20 protein-coding genes are annotated in these 16,677 nt (G+C 69.6%); 6 read left to right on the forward strand and 14 right to left on the reverse strand.

Going from position 1 to position 16,677, the window contains the following annotated elements; genetic code table 11:
- Window positions 1–48: 48 nt before the first annotated feature.
- The 3 genes from dapD to ACFPIH_RS20690 are packed head-to-tail and all read right to left on the reverse strand — an operon-like array spanning window position 49 to window position 1,960.
- Entirely contained in the window at window positions 49–1,038 is a 990-nt protein-coding gene (gene dapD, locus ACFPIH_RS20680) for a 2,3,4,5-tetrahydropyridine-2,6-dicarboxylate N-succinyltransferase (protein WP_381173404.1), read from the reverse strand.
- Window positions 1,039–1,091: 53 nt separating this feature from the next.
- Window positions 1,092–1,640, reverse strand: a complete 549-nt coding sequence (locus ACFPIH_RS20685) for a TetR/AcrR family transcriptional regulator (protein WP_381173402.1) — start codon at window positions 1,638–1,640, stop codon at window positions 1,092–1,094.
- Window positions 1,640–1,960, reverse strand: a complete 321-nt coding sequence (locus ACFPIH_RS20690) for a DMT family transporter (protein ID WP_381173400.1) — start codon at window positions 1,958–1,960, stop codon at window positions 1,640–1,642. Before ACFPIH_RS20690 ends, ACFPIH_RS20685 begins: the two co-directional genes overlap by 1 nt.
- Window positions 1,961–2,190: 230 nt before the next feature.
- Between ACFPIH_RS20690 and ACFPIH_RS20695 the strand changes: the two genes are divergently transcribed.
- Complete coding sequence (locus ACFPIH_RS20695; protein ID WP_381173398.1) at window positions 2,191–3,087, forward strand: AbfB domain-containing protein; 897 nt, start codon at window positions 2,191–2,193, stop codon at window positions 3,085–3,087.
- Window positions 3,088–3,156: 69 nt separating this feature from the next.
- Here ACFPIH_RS20695 and ACFPIH_RS20700 read toward each other — a convergent pair whose 3' ends face one another.
- From ACFPIH_RS20700 to ACFPIH_RS20735, 8 genes are read right to left on the reverse strand one after another with little or no spacing between them, the layout of a single operon-like run.
- Entirely contained in the window at window positions 3,157–3,489 is a 333-nt protein-coding gene (locus ACFPIH_RS20700; RefSeq protein ID WP_381173396.1) for a metal-sulfur cluster assembly factor, read from the reverse strand.
- Window positions 3,486–3,938, reverse strand: coding sequence for a Fe-S cluster assembly sulfur transfer protein SufU (gene sufU, locus ACFPIH_RS20705; RefSeq protein ID WP_381173394.1), 453 nt, complete (start codon window positions 3,936–3,938; stop codon window positions 3,486–3,488). The genes ACFPIH_RS20700 and sufU overlap by 4 nt, the downstream gene beginning before the upstream one ends.
- Before the next feature lie 18 nt (window positions 3,939–3,956).
- Window positions 3,957–5,213 carry a cysteine desulfurase gene (locus tag ACFPIH_RS20710; protein WP_381173392.1) on the reverse strand — a complete coding sequence of 419 codons (1,257 nt, stop codon included), beginning with the start codon at window positions 5,211–5,213 and terminating at the stop codon, window positions 3,957–3,959.
- Window positions 5,210–5,974: a Fe-S cluster assembly ATPase SufC gene (gene sufC / locus ACFPIH_RS20715; protein ID WP_381173389.1), complete on the reverse strand. Its 765-nt coding sequence runs from the start codon at window positions 5,972–5,974 to the stop codon at window positions 5,210–5,212. Before sufC ends, ACFPIH_RS20710 begins: the two co-directional genes overlap by 4 nt.
- A 7-nt stretch (window positions 5,975–5,981) precedes the next feature.
- Window positions 5,982–6,314, reverse strand: a complete 333-nt coding sequence (locus ACFPIH_RS20720; RefSeq protein ID WP_381173387.1) for a non-heme iron oxygenase ferredoxin subunit — start codon at window positions 6,312–6,314, stop codon at window positions 5,982–5,984.
- Window positions 6,314–7,495: a Fe-S cluster assembly protein SufD gene (gene sufD, locus ACFPIH_RS20725; protein ID WP_381173386.1), complete on the reverse strand. Its 1,182-nt coding sequence runs from the start codon at window positions 7,493–7,495 to the stop codon at window positions 6,314–6,316. Before sufD ends, ACFPIH_RS20720 begins: the two co-directional genes overlap by 1 nt.
- 59 nt (window positions 7,496–7,554) lie before the next feature.
- The gene (sufB, locus tag ACFPIH_RS20730; protein ID WP_381173384.1) at window positions 7,555–8,979 is read right to left on the reverse strand and encodes a Fe-S cluster assembly protein SufB; all 1,425 of its coding nucleotides are present in this window, start codon (window positions 8,977–8,979) and stop codon (window positions 7,555–7,557) included.
- Window positions 8,976–9,713 carry a helix-turn-helix transcriptional regulator gene (locus ACFPIH_RS20735; RefSeq protein ID WP_381173382.1) on the reverse strand — a complete coding sequence of 246 codons (738 nt, stop codon included), beginning with the start codon at window positions 9,711–9,713 and terminating at the stop codon, window positions 8,976–8,978. The genes sufB and ACFPIH_RS20735 overlap by 4 nt, the downstream gene beginning before the upstream one ends.
- A gap of 172 nt (window positions 9,714–9,885) precedes the next feature.
- Here ACFPIH_RS20735 and ACFPIH_RS20740 point away from each other — a divergent pair, with 172 nt between their 5' ends.
- The 4 genes from ACFPIH_RS20740 to ACFPIH_RS20755 all read left to right on the forward strand — a co-directional run bounded on the left by ACFPIH_RS20740 (window position 9,886) and on the right by ACFPIH_RS20755 (window position 13,528).
- On the forward strand, window positions 9,886–10,683 hold the full coding sequence (locus ACFPIH_RS20740) for an AAC(3) family N-acetyltransferase (protein WP_381173380.1): 798 nt from the start codon (window positions 9,886–9,888) through the stop codon (window positions 10,681–10,683).
- A gap of 88 nt (window positions 10,684–10,771) precedes the next feature.
- Complete coding sequence (locus ACFPIH_RS20745; protein ID WP_381173377.1) at window positions 10,772–11,695, forward strand: ABC transporter ATP-binding protein; 924 nt, start codon at window positions 10,772–10,774, stop codon at window positions 11,693–11,695.
- A gap of 50 nt (window positions 11,696–11,745) precedes the next feature.
- Complete coding sequence (locus tag ACFPIH_RS20750; RefSeq protein ID WP_381173891.1) at window positions 11,746–12,462, forward strand: ABC transporter permease; 717 nt, start codon at window positions 11,746–11,748, stop codon at window positions 12,460–12,462.
- 73 nt (window positions 12,463–12,535) lie between these two features.
- Window positions 12,536–13,528 (forward strand): COX15/CtaA family protein, encoded by a 993-nt coding sequence (locus ACFPIH_RS20755; RefSeq protein WP_381173889.1) that lies wholly within the window; start codon window positions 12,536–12,538, stop codon window positions 13,526–13,528.
- Window positions 13,529–13,548: 20 nt separating this feature from the next.
- On the opposite strand, the gene ACFPIH_RS20760 is transcribed toward ACFPIH_RS20755, so the two are convergent.
- The 3 genes from ACFPIH_RS20760 to ACFPIH_RS20770 form a co-directional block, all read right to left on the reverse strand.
- Entirely contained in the window at window positions 13,549–14,655 is a 1,107-nt protein-coding gene (locus ACFPIH_RS20760) for an amidohydrolase family protein (RefSeq protein WP_381173375.1), read from the reverse strand.
- A gap of 78 nt (window positions 14,656–14,733) precedes the next feature.
- Entirely contained in the window at window positions 14,734–15,066 is a 333-nt protein-coding gene (locus tag ACFPIH_RS20765) for a hypothetical protein (protein ID WP_381173373.1), read from the reverse strand.
- Between the two features lie 68 nt (window positions 15,067–15,134).
- Window positions 15,135–16,052 carry a heme o synthase gene (locus tag ACFPIH_RS20770; protein ID WP_381173371.1) on the reverse strand — a complete coding sequence of 306 codons (918 nt, stop codon included), beginning with the start codon at window positions 16,050–16,052 and terminating at the stop codon, window positions 15,135–15,137.
- 448 nt (window positions 16,053–16,500) lie between these two features.
- On the opposite strand from ACFPIH_RS20770, the gene ACFPIH_RS20775 reads away from it, so the two are divergent.
- Window positions 16,501–16,677: hypothetical protein (locus ACFPIH_RS20775; protein ID WP_381173887.1), on the forward strand; the 177-nt coding region annotated here is incomplete at its 3' end.

The raw sequence follows: 16,677 nt of genomic DNA on the forward strand, positions 1-16,677 counted from the left end.
CGCCGGGCGCCCTCCCGGTGGAAGGGCGCCCGGAGCGGATGCCGGCGGTCAGTTGTGGCTGTGCAGGATCTCGTTCAGGCCGCCCCACACCGCGTTGTTCGGGCGGGCCTCCACCGTGCCGGTGACCGAGTTGCGGCGGAAGAGGATGTGGGAGGCGCCGGAGAGTTCGCGGGCCTTGACGATCTGGCCGTCGGGCATCGTCACCCGGGTGCCGGCGGTGATGTACAGGCCGGCCTCGACCACGCACTCGTCGCCCAGCGCGATGCCGACGCCCGCCTCGGCGCCGATCAGGCAGCGCTCGCCGACGGAGATGATCACGTTGCCGCCACCCGAGAGGGTGCCCATCGTGGAGGCGCCGCCGCCGATGTCCGAACCGTCGCCGATGACCACGCCGGCCGAGATGCGGCCCTCGACCATCGAGGTGCCGAGGGTGCCCGCGTTGAAGTTCACGAAGCCCTCGTGCATGACGGTCGTGCCCTCGGCGAGGTGCGCGCCGAGGCGGACCCGGTCGGCGTCGGCGATACGGACGCCCTTCGGCGCGACGTAGTCCGTCATACGCGGGAACTTGTCGACGGACGTCACCTGGAGGTGCAGTCCCTCGGCGCGGGCGTTCAGGCGGACCGTCTCGAGGTCGTCGACGGCGACGGGGCCGAGGGAGGTCCAGGCCACGTTGGCGAGGTGGCCGAAGATGCCGTCCAGGTTCTGGCCGTGCGGCTTGACCAGGCGGTGGGAGAGGAGGTGGAGGCGCAGGTAGACGTCGTGGGCGTCGAGCGGCTTGTCGTCGAGGGAGCCGATGACCGTCCGGACCGCGACCACCTCGACGCCTCGGCGGGCATCCCTGCCGATCGCCTTCGCCGCACCCTCGCCGAGCAGTTCCGCGGCCTGCTCGGCGGAGAGGCGCTCGGTGCCGGAGGGGCCGGGTTCGGCGGTGAGTCCGGGAGCGGGGAACCAGGTGTCGAGGATCGTGCCGTCGGCGGCGACGGTGGCGAGGCCGGCGGCCACCGCGCCGGTGGTGCTCGGAACAGTCGTGTCGGTCATGAGGGAAACCTAACCGGATGGGGGGTTCGGAAGCTAACCAGCGGCACCCTGTCTCAGGTACCGGGCGGCGGGACGAGCCGGGCCAGTGCCTGGCGGGTGTACTCCTCGTCGTAGGGCGTGTCCGTCAGGAGGACCTGGAGGCAGATGCCGTCCAGGAGGGCGACCAGGGCGCGGGCCGTGAGCGGGTCGGTGCGGCGGGCGAGTACGGCGGCCAGGTCGTCGGCCCATTCGGCGGCCACCGGGCGCAGCGCGGGGCGGCGCAGGGCGGCCAGATAGAGCTCGTACTCGAGTTCCACGCCGGTGCGGTCGCCGGACAGCCAGTCGCCGAGCCAGCCTGCCAGTTCGGCGGGCAGGTCCGAGCGGGGGTCGGACAGCGCGCCGCGGGACTCGATCACCTTGGCGAAGCCCTCGTTGGCCTGGCGCAGGGCGGCCACCAACAGGTCGTCGAGGGTCGAGAAGTGGTAGGTCGTGGAGCCGAGGGGGACGTCCGCCTCGGCGGCGACCGAGCGGTGGGTGAGACCGGCCAGGCCACTGCGTCCCACCACGCGGATCGCCGCGTCGATGATCCGCTGCCGGCGCTCGGGGTCGTGACGGCGGGGCATCAGTGCGCGCCTCCGAGGTTGAGCACCACAACGCCGCCCACGATCAGCACGATCCCGGCGACCTTGGTGAGGGTGAGCGACTCGCCGAACAGGGCCAGGCCGAGAAGCGCGATCGTCGCCGTGCCGACACCGGCCCATATGGCGTACGCCGTGCCGATGCCGACCGTCTTCAGGGTCTGGGCGAGGAGGGTGAAGGACACGATGTAGCCGAGCGTCGTGAGGACGGTGGGCCAGAGCCTGCTGAAGCCCTCGCTGTACTTCATGGCGGTCGTCGCGGCCACCTCGGCGGCGATGGCTCCGCAGAGCATCACATATCCCATGTGTACGAGCGTACATAACGAGGGAGCGCGATGCGTACGCGCGTACATAACGTGTGGATGACGGTTCCGGTGACGGCCCCCTGTCGAGGGCGGCGGCGAAAGTGTTATCGAAAGCGCTCACTGAAACGGCTGAACACAGGCCACAGCGTCCACTACTGTTTCACCGTTCATGCACATCGGGCCATCGCAGTCGCGGCCGCCCGATCGAGGCGCCGCTGGAGGAACAGCGCATGCCAGAAAACAAGTCCCGGCCTCCCCAGGATCAGCCCTGGGAGAACGGCTGGGCCCCGGACAGCTCCCGGGCTCCCGGAACCCGGCGGCTCTGGCTGGCCGGTGGCCTCGCCGTGGCCACCGTCATCGCCTGCGTCACCACGATCGCCGTGTCCGACCGGACCCCTGACGAGCAGTCGGACGCCCGCGAGGGGCAGACGTTGTCCGACGACGAGACCGGGTCGGGCCTGATCTCTTTCACCACACCCTCGCCCTCGCCCTCGGCGAGTGGCAGCGCCACGGCGTCGGGCGGTGAGAAGAGCCCCCAGAACACCTCGTCGTCGGCCTCGAGTTCGGCCGCGTCGTCCTCCCCCTCGGCGGAGGGCGGAAAGGGCGGCTCGGCGGAGGAGGGCGGCAACAGCAGCCCCACGGCGCACAGTTCGGGCACGACCACGCCGAAGCCGACGAAAAAGCCGTCCGACCCGAAGCCGCCGTCCAGCTACGAGAGGTCGGTGCAATCGGTCAACTACCCGGACCGCTACTGGCATGTGAGCGACGGTCTGGTGAAGCTCGACGCGCCCCGCGGCTCGGAGTCCCGCGAGGACTCGACGTTCACCGTCGTCAAGGGCCTGACCAACAGCTCCTGCTTCTCGTTCAAGACGTCCGACGGCAAGTACCTGCGGCACCGCAACTTCGTCCTGCGTGCCGAACGCAACGACGGCTCCGGCCTGTTCAAGCAGGACGCCACGTTCTGCTCCCGCCCCTCCTCCTTTTCCGGGGCGGTCATGCTGGAGTCGGTGAACTACCCCGGCCGCTTCCTGCGCCACCAGAACTTCGCGCTGCGCCTGGACCCCTACGGCTACGCCACGACCAACCGCCCGGACTTCTCGTTCCGTGTGGTGGCTCCCCTCGGCTGACCGGAACCGAACCCGCATGCAGGTGTGGCCCCCGGCCTGTGCCGGGGGCCACACCTGCATGTCACGTTCTCAGACGTTGAAGCCCAGCGCCCGCAGCTGCTCGCGGCCGTCGTCCGTGATCTTGTCCGGTCCCCACGGGGGCATCCAGACCCAGTTGATGCGCAGTTCACTGACGAGGCCGTCCGTGGCGGACTTGGCCTGGTCCTCGATGACGTCGGTCAGCGGACAGGCCGCCGAGGTCAGGGTCATGTCGATGGTCGCGATGTTCGCGTCGTCGATGTGAACGCCGTAGATCAGGCCCAGGTTGACGACGTCGATGCCCAGTTCGGGGTCGACGACGTCCAGCAGGGCCTCACGGACCTCCTCCTCGGAGGCGGGCTTCATCTCGATGGTCTCGCTCATGCCGTCTTCCTTTCGAACGCCTGGGCCGTCGCGTCCTTCCATGCCATCCAGCTCAGCAGGGCGCACTTGACCCGGGCCGGGTACTTGGAGACTCCGGCGAACGCGACCGCGTCCTCCAGTACGTCCTCCATCGCGTCGTCGGGCTCGATCCTGCCCTTGGACTGCATCAGTTCCAGGAACGTCTCCTGGATCCGCTGCGCGTCCGCGAGGTCCTTGCCGACCAGCAGTTCGTTCAGCACGGACGCCGAGGCCTGGCTGATGGAGCAGCCCTGGCCCTCGTAGGAGACGTCCTCGATCGTCGTGCCGTTGTACTTCACCCGCAGGGTGATCTCGTCGCCGCAGGTCGGGTTGACGTGGTGAACCTCGGCATCGCCGTCCCGCAGACCACGCCCGTGGGGGTGCTTGTAGTGGTCCAGGATGACTTCCTGGTACATCGAGTCCAGCTTCACGGTCTCAGCTCACGCCCCTCAGCCGAAGAAGTTCCGTACGTGCTCCAGACCGTCGACCAGAGCGTCGATCTCGGCCGGCGTGGAGTACAGATAGAACGACGCTCGCGTGGTCGCGGGAATTCCGTACCGGAGGCAGACCGGCCGCGCGCAGTGGTGGCCGACACGGACCGCGATGCCCTGTTCGTCGAGGACCTGGCCCACGTCGTGCGGGTGGATGTCGCCGAGCGTGAAGGAGATCGCCGCGCCGCGGTCCTCGGCCGTGGCCGGGCCGATGATCCTCAGGCCGGGGACCTCCGCCAGCCGCTTCACCGCGTACTCGGTGAGCGCGTGCTCGTGGGCGAGGATCCTGTCCATGCCGATGGCGTTGAGGTAGTCGATGGCCGCGCCGAGGCCGACCGCCTGGGCGACCGGCGGCGTGCCCGCCTCGAACTTGTGCGGTGCGGGGGCGTAGGTCGAGGAGTGCATCGACACCGTCTCGATCATCTCGCCGCCGCCGAGGAACGGGGGCAGGTCCTCCAGCAGCTCCTGGCGGCCCCAGAGGACGCCGATGCCGGTCGGACCGCACATCTTGTGGCCGGTGAAGGCCACGAAGTCGGCCTGGAGGGCCTGGACGTCCATCGGCATGTGGGGAGCCGCCTGCGAGGCGTCGATGCAGACCAGGGCGCCGACCTCCTGGGCGCGGCGCACTATCGCCTCGACCGGGTTGACCGTGCCCAGGATGTTCGACACCAGCACGAAGGAGACGATCTTCGTCTTCTCGGTGATGATCTCGTCGATGTCGGACAGGTCGAGACGGCCGTCGTCCGTGAGGCCGAACCACTTCAGCTTCGCTCCCGTGCGCTGCGCGAGCAGCTGCCACGGCACGATGTTGGAGTGGTGCTCCATCTCGGTGATGACGATCTCGGTCTCGTGGTCCACCCGGTAGGGCTCGTCGGCCCAGCCGAGCATGTTCGCCACGAGGTTCAGCGACTCCGAGGCGTTCTTGGTGAAGATCACCTCGTTGCGGCTGGGCGCGTTGATGAACGCGGCGACCTTGTCCCGCGCGCCCTCGTACAGCGCCGTGGCCTCCTCGGCGAGCACATGCACACCGCGGTGGACGTTGGCGTTGTGGCGCTCGTAGTACTCGCTCAGGGCGTCCAGCACCTGGCGCGGCTTCTGCGAGGTCGCCGCGTTGTCCAGGTACACGAGCTTCTGACCGTCGTGGACCTGCCGGTCCAGGATGGGGAAGTCCTTGCGGAGCGCCTCGGTGTCGAGGAGGCCCGGCAGCTGTGTCACGCGGATGCGCCACCCTTCACGTATGCCTCGTAGCCCTCGTTCTCCAGCTTGTCCGCGAGCTCGGGGCCGCCGGACTCGGCGATCCGCCCGTCGGCGAAGACATGGACGTGGTCGGGCTTGATGTAGCGCAGGATGCGCGTGTAGTGCGTGATCAGCAGGGTGCCGACCTCGCCGGTCTCGCGGACGCGGTTGACGCCCTCGGAGACGATACGAAGGGCGTCGACGTCGAGGCCGGAGTCGGTCTCGTCGAGGATCGCGATCTTCGGCTTGAGCAGTTCCAGCTGAAGGATCTCGTGACGCTTCTTCTCACCGCCGGAGAAGCCTTCGTTGACGTTGCGCTCGGCGAAGGCGGGGTCCATGTTGAGGCGCTGCATGGCCTCCTTGACCTCCTTCACCCAGGTGCGCAGCTTGGGGGCCTCGCCGCGGATGGCGGTGGCGGAGGTGCGCAGGAAGTTCGACACGGAGACGCCGGGCACCTCGACCGGGTACTGCATCGCCAGGAACAGGCCCGCGCGGGCGCGCTCGTCGACGGACATCTCCTGGACGTCCTCGCCGTCGAGCAGCACGGTGCCGCCGGTGATCGTGTACTTCGGGTGGCCCGCGAGGGAGTAGGCGAGGGTCGACTTGCCGGAGCCGTTGGGGCCCATGATGGCGTGCGTCTCGCCCTGCTTCACGGTCAGGTCGACACCCTTGAGGATCTCCTTCGTGGCGTTGTCGGCCTCGACGGTGACGTGCAGGTCTCGGATTTCAAGCGTTGCCATGGGTGCCTCAGGACTCCTGGGTGAGGGAGACGAGCACGTCGTCCCCTTCGATCTTTACGGGGTAAACGGGGACGGGGCGCGTCGCGGGGAGGCCGGACGGCTTGCCGGTGCGGAGGTCGAACGACGAGCCGTGCAGCCAGCACTCGATCTGACAGTCCTCCACCTCGCCCTCGGAGAGCGAGACGTTCGCGTGCGAGCAGATGTCGTGTATCGCGAACACCTCTCCCTCGGTCTGCACGACCGACACCGGCGTGCCGTCGAGTTCCACCCTTTTGGGGGTGTCCTCCTCCAGCTCGCTCAGCGCACAGGCCCGAACGAAACGGGCGCGGTCGAAGGCCATCAGACCGTGGCCTCCAGCTCGGTCTCGATCCTGCCGAGCAGGCGCTCCTGGAGGTCCGGGACACCGATCTGCTGGACCAGTTCGGCGAAGAAGCCGCGGACCACCAGGCGGCGGGCCTCGTCGGCCGGGATGCCGCGGGCCATCAGGTAGAAGAGCTGCTCGTCGTCGAAGCGGCCGGTGGCACTCGCGTGCCCGGCGCCGACGATCTCGCCGGTCTCGATCTCCAGGTTCGGCACCGAGTCGACCCGCGCGCCGTCCGTGAGGACCAGGTTGCGGTTCATCTCGTAGGTGTCGGTGCCCTCGGCCTTGGCCTCGATCAGCACGTCACCGATCCACACGGCGTGCGCGTCCTCGCCCTGGAGGGCGCCCTTGTAGACGACGTTGGACTTGCAGTGCGGGACGTTGTGGTCGACCAGCAGACGGTGCTCCTGGTGCTGGCCGGCGTCGGTGAAGTACAGGCCGAACAGCTCGGCCTCGCCGCCGGGGCCGGCGTAGGACACACGCGGGTGCAGTCGTACGACGTCGCCGCCGAAGGTGACGACGACGGACTTGAAGGTGGCGTCGCGGCCGATCAGGGCGTTGTGCTGGGCCACGTGCACGGCCTTGTCGTCCCAGTCCTGGACGGAGACGACGGTCAGCTTGGCGCCGTCCCCGAGGAGGTAGTCGACGTTGGCGGCCACCACGGCGTCACCGGTGTGGTCGATGACCACGACGGCCTCGGCGAAGGCGCCCAGCTCGATCACCTGGTGGCCGAAGGAGACCCCGCCCTCGCCGTGCACGGCGATACGGATCGGCTCGGCGAGGACCGTCTCCTTGGGGACGGTGATCACGCCGGCCTGCTCGAACGCCGAGTACGCCTGGGCGGCGACGCGGTCCGCCGGGGTGCCGGCCCTGCCGAGCCGCGCGTCGTCACGGCCTACGAGTTCGACGGTGACGCCCTCAGGGGCCTGCACGTCGACCTTGACGCCCTGGCCGTTGGCGACGGCGGTGCCGTCGTGCAGGCCGCGCAGGCGCTCCAGCGGGGTGAACCGCCACTCCTCCTCGCGGCCGTGCGGGACCGGGAAGTCCGCCACGTCGAAGGACGGGGGCGCACTCATGCGCGTGGCGACGGTCGACTCGGCGGCGACCGCGATCGCGCCGGCGGTGGTGGACCCCGCCGGGATGTTCTGAGCCTCAGCCATGGCTGTCGGTTTGCTCTCTTCCTACGTCAGAATCTGCGTGCTGCTCGAAAGGCGGGGTCTTAACCGACCGAGCCCTCCATCTGCAGCTCGATCAGCCGGTTGAGCTCCAGCGCGTACTCCATCGGCAGCTCCTTCGCGATGGGCTCGACGAAGCCGCGCACGATCATGGCCATCGCCTCGAACTCGGTCATGCCACGGCTCATCAGGTAGAAGAGCTGGTCGTCGCTGACCTTGGAGACGGTCGCCTCGTGGCCCATGGACACGTCGTCCTCGCGGACGTCGACGTACGGGTACGTGTCCGAGCGGGAGATGGTGTCGACGAGCAGCGCGTCGCACAGCACGTTCGACTTGGAGCCGTGGGCGCCCTCGCCGATCTCGACGAGACCGCGGTAGGACGTACGGCCACCGCCACGCGCCACGGACTTCGACACGATGTTGGAGGAGGTGTTCGGCGCCATGTGGACCATCTTGGAGCCGGCGTCCTGGTGCTGGCCCTCGCCCGCGAAGGCGATGGAGAGGGTCTCGCCCTTGGCGTGCTCGCCCATGAGGTAGACGGCCGGGTACTTCATCGTCACCTTGGAGCCGATGTTGCCGTCGATCCACTCCATGGTCGCGCCCTCGTACGCCACGGCGCGCTTGGTGACCAGGTTGTAGACGTTGTTCGACCAGTTCTGGATGGTCGTGTAGCGGCAGCGGGCGTTCTTCTTGACGATGATCTCGACGACCGCGCTGTGCAGCGAGTCCGACTTGTAGATCGGGGCGGTACAGCCCTCGACGTAGTGCACGTAGGCACCCTCGTCGACGATGATCAGGGTCCGCTCGAACTGGCCCATGTTCTCCGTGTTGATCCGGAAGTAGGCCTGGAGCGGGATCTCGACCTGCACGCCCTTGGGCACGTAGATGAAGGAGCCGCCCGACCACACGGCGGAGTTCAGCGACGCGAACTTGTTGTCGCCGACCGGGATGACCGTCCCGAAGTACTCCTTGAAGAGCTCCGGGTGCTGCTTCAGCGCGGTGTCGGTGTCGAGGAAGATGACGCCCTGCTCCTCCAGGTCCTCGCGGATCTGGTGGTAGACGACCTCGGACTCGTACTGGGCGGCGACACCGGCGACGAGGCGCTGCTTCTCGGCCTCCGGGATGCCCAGCTTGTCGTAGGTGTTCTTGATGTCCTCGGGCAGGTCCTCCCAGGACTCCGCCTGCTTCTCCGTGGAGCGCACGAAGTACTTGATGTTGTCGAAGTCGATGCCGGAGAGGTCGGAACCCCAGTTCGGCATGGGCTTCTTCTCGAACAGGCGCAGGCCCTTGAGACGGAGCTTGGTCATCCACTCCGGCTCGGACTTCTTCTGGGAGATGTCGCGGACGACGTCCTCGTTGATGCCGCGCTTGGCGGAGGCACCGGCCACGTCGGAGTCGGCCCAGCCGTATTCGTACGTGCCCAGACCCTCGAGCTCGGGGTGGGCGGTCTCCTCGATGGGGAGCGTCATGCGGGGTTCCTCCCGGCGGTACTTGCAGATGCGTTGGGCAGATCGGAAACGGTCTTGGAAATCTTTGGGATAAACGTCGTGCAGACGCCGTCGCCGTGGGCGATGGTGGCCAGCCGCTGGACGTGCGTGCCGAGCAGTTGGGAGAAGATCTCGGTCTCCGCCTCGCACAGTTGCGGGAACTGCTCGGCGACATGTGCGACCGGGCAGTGGTGCTGGCAGAGCTGCTCGCCCTTTTGCGGGAGGGGCGCGCTACGCGCCGTAGCAGCGTACCCGTCGGCGCTCAGGGCCCTGGCCAGGGCCTCGGTGCGCTCCTCGGGGGAGGCTGCCTCGACGACCTTGCGGTACGCGGCGGCCTGGTCGGCCATCCGGGAACGGGCGAAGGCGACGACTGCCTCGTCGCCGCCGAACCGCTCCTGGATCCAGCGCAGGGCTTCCGCGGCGAGCTTGTCGTAGGACTGGTCGAAGGCGTCCCGGCCGCAGTCGGTCAGGGCGAACACCTTGGCGGGACGGCCACGCGTCCGCGCCCCGTACACCCGCTGCTCACGAGCCTGTACGACGTCGTCGGCGAGCAGTGCGTCGAGGTGGCGGCGTACGGCGGCCTGGGTCAGGCCCAGCCGGCCGGCCAGCTCGGCGACGGTCGACGGCCCGTGGTCCAGGATGGACCGCGCGACCCGGTTGCGGGTGGACCGCTCTCCGGTCGCGAGCTCCTCACGAGCCTCGCCGACGTATTTCACAACGCCATTGTTGCGTAATTCGTCGAACCCAGGCAAGCCGCGTCCGGACGGGCGGACGGTGCCCTACGTCACTTAGGTATACCTAATCTGACCTGCGGAAACGATCACTGATCGATCAAACGGCAGGCTAATTCACTGGCCGACGGACCCTCCGCGGAGGACACTCCGAACCATGTCCACACCCCCTCCCACCGGCCCACTTGTCACCCGCGCCACCCTCGCGGCAGAACTTCGTGCCGTGGGCGTCGAAACGGGTGAAACCCTCCTCGTCCACTCCTCCCTCAGCGCACTCGGCTGGGTCTGCGGCGGCCCCGTCGCGGTCGTCCAGGGACTGCTCGACACCCTCGGCCCGGACGGCACACTCGTGGTCCCGACCCAGACCGGGGACCTGTCCGACCCCGCGGAGTGGAGCCGCCCGCCGGTGCCGCGCGAGTGGTGGGAGACGATCCGGGCCACCATGCCCGCCTACGACCCCCTGATCACCCCCAGCCGAGGCGTCGGGGTGATCCCGGAGACCGTCCGCACCTGGCCCGGCGCCCTGCGCAGCGCGCACCCGCAGACCTCCTTCGCGGCGCTCGGGGCACGCGCCTCCGAGATCACCGGGGGACACGCCCCGGACTGCCGGCTCGGCGAGCACAGTCCGCTGGCCCGCCTGGAGAAACTGGGCGCCCGGGTGCTGCTGCTCGGCGCGGGATACGACACCTGCACCGGCTTCCACCTCGCCGAGTACCGGATCCCGGCCCCGCTCGTGGAGGTCGGCCGCCCCGGGCCGGACGGCTGGGAGATCATGACCGAGGTGTCGATCGACTCCGACCGGTTCGACGAGCTGGGGCACGACTTCGAACGGGACCGTCCCGTCGTACGGGGCCGGGTGGGCGCCGCCGACGTACGGCTGTTCCCGGTCGCGGACGCCGTGGCCTACGCCGAGCGCTGGCTCGCGGTGCACCGGCCCCGCGAGGAGGAGTGGTGAGGTCCGCCCGCGTCACGCGCCGTCGGGCGTGACCGGTTTCCATACCCGCCGATCTGAGCCCCCTGCGCCGAACCTAGACTCTGGACCCATGCGAACCGATCCTGTCGTCCGGGTCCAGGCCCTGGTGAAGCAGTACGGCGCCAAGACGGCGGTGGACGGCCTCGACCTGACGGCCCGCGCGGGCGTCACCGCCGTACTCGGCCCCAACGGCGCCGGGAAGACGACCACGATCGAGACCTGCGAGGGATACCGCAGACCGGACTCCGGCAGCGTGCGGGTACTGGACCTCGACCCGGTGAGGCAGGCGTCCGAGCTACGGCCCCGGATCGGCGTGATGCTCCAGTCCGGGGGCGTGTACTCGGGCGCGCGCGCCGACGAGATGCTCCGGCACATCGCGAAACTGCACGCGCATCCGCTGGACGTGGACGCGCTGATCGAGCGGCTCGGCCTCGGCTCCTGCGGCCGTACGACGTACCGCCGCCTCTCCGGCGGCCAGCAGCAGCGCCTCGCGCTGGCGATGGCCGTGGTCGGCCGCCCCGAACTGGTGTTCCTGGACGAGCCCACCGCCGGCCTCGACCCACAGGCCCGCCGCGCCACCTGGGACCTCGTACGGGATCTGCGCGCGGACGGCGTCTCGGCCATCCTCACCACGCACCACATGGACGAGGCCGAACAGCTCGCCGACGACGTGGCGATCATCGACGCGGGCCGGGTCATCGCCCAGGGCTCCCCGGAGGAGCTGTGCCGCGGCGGCGCCGAGAACACCCTGCGCTTCACCGGCCGCCCCGGACTCGACGTGGCCTCCCTGCTCAAGGCCCTGCCCGCGGACTCCCTGGCCGCCGAGCTGACCCCGGGTTCGTACCGGGTCAACGGCAAGGTCGACCCGCAGCTGCTGGCGACGGTGACGTCGTGGTGCGCGCAGCACGGGGTGATGCCGGACCGGATCTCGGTCGAACGGCACACCTTGGAGGACGTCTTCCTGGAACTGACCGGCAAGGAGCTGCGCTCGTGACCGCCACTGGCACCTACACCCCGAAGCCGGGCGCGGCACCCCTCTCCCGCATGATCGCCGCCCAGGCCGCGCTGGAGACGAAGATGCTCCTGCGCAACGGCGAGCAGCTGCTGCTCACCGTGGTGATCCCGACGCTGCTGCTGGTGCTGTTCAGCACCGTGGACGTCGTCGACACCGGCGCGGGCGAGGCGGTGGACTTCCTCGCCCCCGGCATCCTCGCCCTCGCGGTCATGTCCACGGCCTTCACCGGCCAGGCCATCGCCACCGGCTTCGAACGCCGGTACGGCGTCCTCAAGCGGCTCGCCTCCTCACCCCTCCCCCGCTGGGCCCTGATGACGGCGAAGACCGCGTCGGTGCTGGTCACCGAGGTCCTCCAGGTGATCCTGCTGACGGTGATCGCCCTCGCCCTGGGCTGGGACCCGCACGGCAACCCCGCCGCCGTGCTGCTCCTCCTGGTCCTCGGCACGGCGGCCTTCTCCGGCCTCGGCCTGCTGATGGCGGGCACCCTGAAGGCGGAGGCGACCCTGGCCGCCGCCAACCTGGTCTTCCTGCTGCTGCTCGTGGCCGGCGGGGTCATCGTCCCGCTGGACAGGTTCCCCTCCGCCGCCCAGGACGTCCTCGGCCTGCTCCCGATCTCGGCCCTCTCCGACGGCCTGCGGGACGTCCTCCAGCACGGCGCGGGCACGCCCTGGGGCGACCTGGGGATCCTGGCGGTGTGGGCGGTCGTGGGACTGGCGGCGGCCGGGAGGTTCTTCCGCTGGGAGTAGGCACGCCGGTGGGAGTGGGCACCCCTCGTGAAAGCGTGCACAAGCGGCGCCCTACGATGGTGGCGTGCCGAACGTGACCCGCGCCGACGCCCTGGCGGCCGTGCGCAACCCCCTCGCCTTCATCGCCGCACGCTGGACGCCCGAACCCCGGACGGTCCAGCGGGCGGCGCTCTCCGCGCTCGTGATGTCGGTGGTCATCGTGGTCACCGGCGGTGCCGTACGGCTCACCGGCTCCGGCCTCGGCTGCCCGACCTGGCCCAAGTGCACCGCCGACTCGCTCACCGCGACCAGCGCCATGGGCTTCCACGGAGCCATCGAGTTCGGCAACCGCATGCTGACGTACGTGCTGTGTGCGGCGGTCGGCTGGGCGATCATCGCGGCACGCTCAGAGAAGCCGTACCGCCGGAGTCTGACCCGGCTGGGCTGGGCGCAGTTCTGGCTGGTGATGAGCAACGCGGTCCTCGGCGGGATCGTGGTGCTCGTCGGTCTCAACCCGTACACGGTCGCGGCGCACTTCCTGCTCGCCTCGGCGCTCATCGCGGTCGCCGCGGTGATGTGGCAGCGCACCCGGGAGGGCGACGGGAAGCCCCGGCCGCTGGTCGGCAGGCCCGTGCAGCAGCTGGTGTGGGTCCTGGTGACCGCCTCGGCGCTGCTGATCGCCGTCGGCACCGTGGTGACCGGCGCGGGCCCGCACGCGGGTGACTCCAGCGAGGTCGAGCGGATGCCGCTGGACTGGGAGACGGTGGCCAAGCTGCACGCCGTGCTCGCCTGGATCGTGGTGACCCTGACCTTCGCCCTCTGGTTCATCCTCAAGGCGGTCGAATCCCCCAAGAGCCCCCTGGACCGCACCCGCGACCTGTTCCTGGTGCTGCTCTCACAGGGCGTCATCGGTTACGTCCAGTACTTCACGGATCTTCCCGAGGCGCTGGTCGGCCTGCACATGCTCGGCTCGGCCCTGGTGTGGATCGCCGTACTCCGGGTGCTGCTGGCGCTGCGCGAGCGCCCGGAGACGGCGGTGGAGCTGCCGGGGCGGGCGGCCGAGGCCACGGTCGGTTCCCACACGTAGGCAGGACAGGTCCTGGGCATTCACCCCAGCCCGTACACCCGCCGCGCGTTCCCCGCCGCCACCATCCCCGCCACCCGCTGCGCGTCCGTCAGCGACCACGCGCCTTCCGCGACCCAGGTGCCCAGCACCCGTCCGAGGGCCTCGCGGAACAGCCGGGCGCCGACCACGTGCAGCTCGGGCAGGCCGCGTGCCCCGCTGGAGAAGAGGATCTTGCCGAAGGGGGCCAGCTCCAGGATCTCCGCGAGGACGGTCGCCGCACGGGCGCCGGTGCGGACGAGGGCGGCGCCGGAGTCGGCGTACACATGCGGGAAGACCCCGGCCAGATGGGCGGCGTGGCGGTGGTAGGGGTAGCCGTGCAGCAGGACCAGGTCGGTGCCGAGACCCGCCGTCGCCCGGACGAAGTCCGTCAGCAGGACGGGGTCGGTGCGGTCGATGCGCAGGCCCGGCTCGCCCAGCCCGGCGTGCAGTTGGAGGGGCAGCCCGGAGGCGACGGCGATCCACAGCAGGTGTCGTAGCAGCACGGGGTCGCTCAGCTCACCGCCGACCCGGCGGGCCGCCAGCCAGCGGCCGGCCGCGCCCCGCACCTCCCCCGCGCCGGGCGGCTCCGGCGCCAGGGCCAGGCCGTGGCGGACGCCGGCGACGGAGGTGAAGGCGACCGCGTTCGCGGCGGCCGAGTGGACCGCCTCGGCGAGGTTGGCGAGGAGGGACTCGACGGTCCCGGAGGTGTCGGCGACCTGCTCGGCGAGGAGTTCCAGGCGGACGATCTCGCGGGCCTCGGCGGCTCCCGCGGAGGCGAGTTCACCCGGTCCGGTGAGGTCGCCGGGCAGGCCCGTGTCGACGAGGTACGTCGTGATGCCGCTGCCGCGCAGCAGCCGGCGGCCCGACTCCAGCACGCCTAGTTCACGGCGCCGGGCGAGATAGTGGGCGGGCGCGCAGTGCGGTTCCAGACCGAGCAGCGGGGGGCACCAGCGCCGTACCGCGAAGCCGGTCTGGGTGTCGAACAGGGTGGTGCCCGGGGCGGGCGGGCCCTCGGTGCGGGCCAGTTGGGCCTCGAAGGTGCCGAGGCCCAGCTCCGTTCTCAGGATGCCGTGGCAGTACTGGTCCACCAGGGACGGCGTATCGATCATCGGGACTCCCGCGACTGGACCTCGTACTCCTAAGGTCCTAACGGGTGAACCGGGTGTCAGGTAGTGCCGGAGAGCCGCTCAGCCGTTCTTGGGGCCGCCGACCTGGATCCCCGCCATGCGGGTCCACTCGTACGGGCCTGTCTTCACCTTGGCCGCGAACTCGCCGTCGAAGGACTCGTGGACCGTGACGCCGGACTTCTCCACGGCCGCGCGGGCGATGTCCACCGAGGGCGCCACCAGGTCGCCCCAGCCGCCGTCCTCACCGACGAGGACGATCCGGGCGCCGCGCTCGCCGATGTGGGCGACCTGCGCCTCGGCGCCGCCGTGCTCCTTGGCGAAGGCGTTGATCTGCTTGGTCAGGCGGGCGGTCCTGCGCTCGGCCTTCGCGTCAACCTGCTGCGTGTCTGCCATGGCCAGGATGCTACCGAGGGGTACATCGACTGACGAGAGCGGACCGGTGTGACGTACGTCAGCACGTGTCAGCGCAGGAAGGGGTCGACCGCCACGGCCACGAACAGCAGCGACACATAGGTGATCGACCAGTGGAACAGCCGCATCTCCTTCAGCTTCCCGCCCGTCACCTCGGCCTTCGCGCGGTTCTGCAGACCGTGCGCCTCCCACAGCCACCAGCCGCCCGCGACCAGCGCGACCGAGGTGTAGAACCAGCCGGTGTAACCCAGCGGGGTGAGCAGCAGCGAGACGGCGACCATCACCCAGCTGTAGAGGACGATCTGCTTGGCGACGACCTTGTTGGAGGCGACGACCGGCAGCATCGGCACGCCCACGCGCGCGTAGTCCTCCCTGACCTTCATGGACAGCGGCCAGTAGTGCGGCGGCGTCCAGAAGAACATGACGAGGAAGAGGACGACCGGCGCCCAGGACACGGAGTTGGTGACGGCCGACCAGCCGATGAGGACCGGCATACAGCCCGCGATGCCGCCCCACACGATGTTCTGCGAGGTGCGGCGCTTGAGGATCATCGTGTAGACGACCACATAGAAGAGGAGTGCCCCGAGGGCGAGCCAGGCGGACAGCCAGTTGACCGTGAGTCCGAACAGCAGCGTCGAGACCACCGCGAGGGCGATGCCGAAGGCGAGGCACTCGCGCGGGCTGACCATGCCGGTGACGAGCGGGCGCTGCGAGGTGCGGTCCATCAGCGCGTCGATGTCGCGGTCGATGTACATGTTGAGCGCGTTGGCGCCGCCCGCGGAGAGGTAGCCGCCGACGCAGGTCAGCAGCACCAGGCCCAGGTCCGGAACGCCCTGCTGCGCCAAAAACATCACCGGGACGGTGGTGATCAGCAGCAGCTCGATGATCCGCGGCTTGGTCAGCGCCACGAACGCCTTGACCCGGGCCCCGAACGGCCGCCGGCTCGGGCTCTGGCTCGTCCCGATCATCCCTACTGGACGGGATTCAACGGCCGTCACGCACACCCCTGACAGAGACTCCCAGCGAGCCTCCCCATGTGAATACGGGGTAAAGGCTCGCGCGTACCACGCCACTCTAGACGTTGCCCATACCCCGCTCTTCGCGGGGGTGGGGTCGTGTTGGGAGACCCCCCGGAGGGACAGGGAAGGCGACAGGGAAAGGGGGTACGGATGAGTCGTACTCAAGCTCGATTGAGCAGTCGGATCAAAGGCTCCGTATTCAAGTGCCAAGCGCGATTCCGGCCAGTCACCAGGCGGATCGCAGCAACGCCCGGCAGTCTGGAACAGCTCGAAAAAACGCACGTCCCCGCAGGGGTAGGCTCGACAGCGGCCGGTGGGCTTCCAGTGCGCCGGCAGCCGGTGGGCGCGTGCCCAGAACAGCCGGTATTCGACATGTGGAGAGGAGCCCTGACTCAGGGTGAGCACCAAGCCGACCACCACAGACCTCGAGTGGACCGAGTTGGACCAGCGCGCGGTTGACACCGCCCGGGTCCTTGCCGCCGACGCCGTACAGAAGGTCGGCAACGGCCATCCGGGTACGGCGATGAGCCTGGCTCCCGCCGCCTACACCCTCTTCCAGAAGGTGATGCGGCAC

It is taken from the genome of Streptomyces vulcanius (assembly GCF_042653945.1).
GTDB classification, from domain to species: Bacteria; Actinomycetota; Actinomycetes; order Streptomycetales; family Streptomycetaceae; genus Streptomyces; species Streptomyces mangrovi.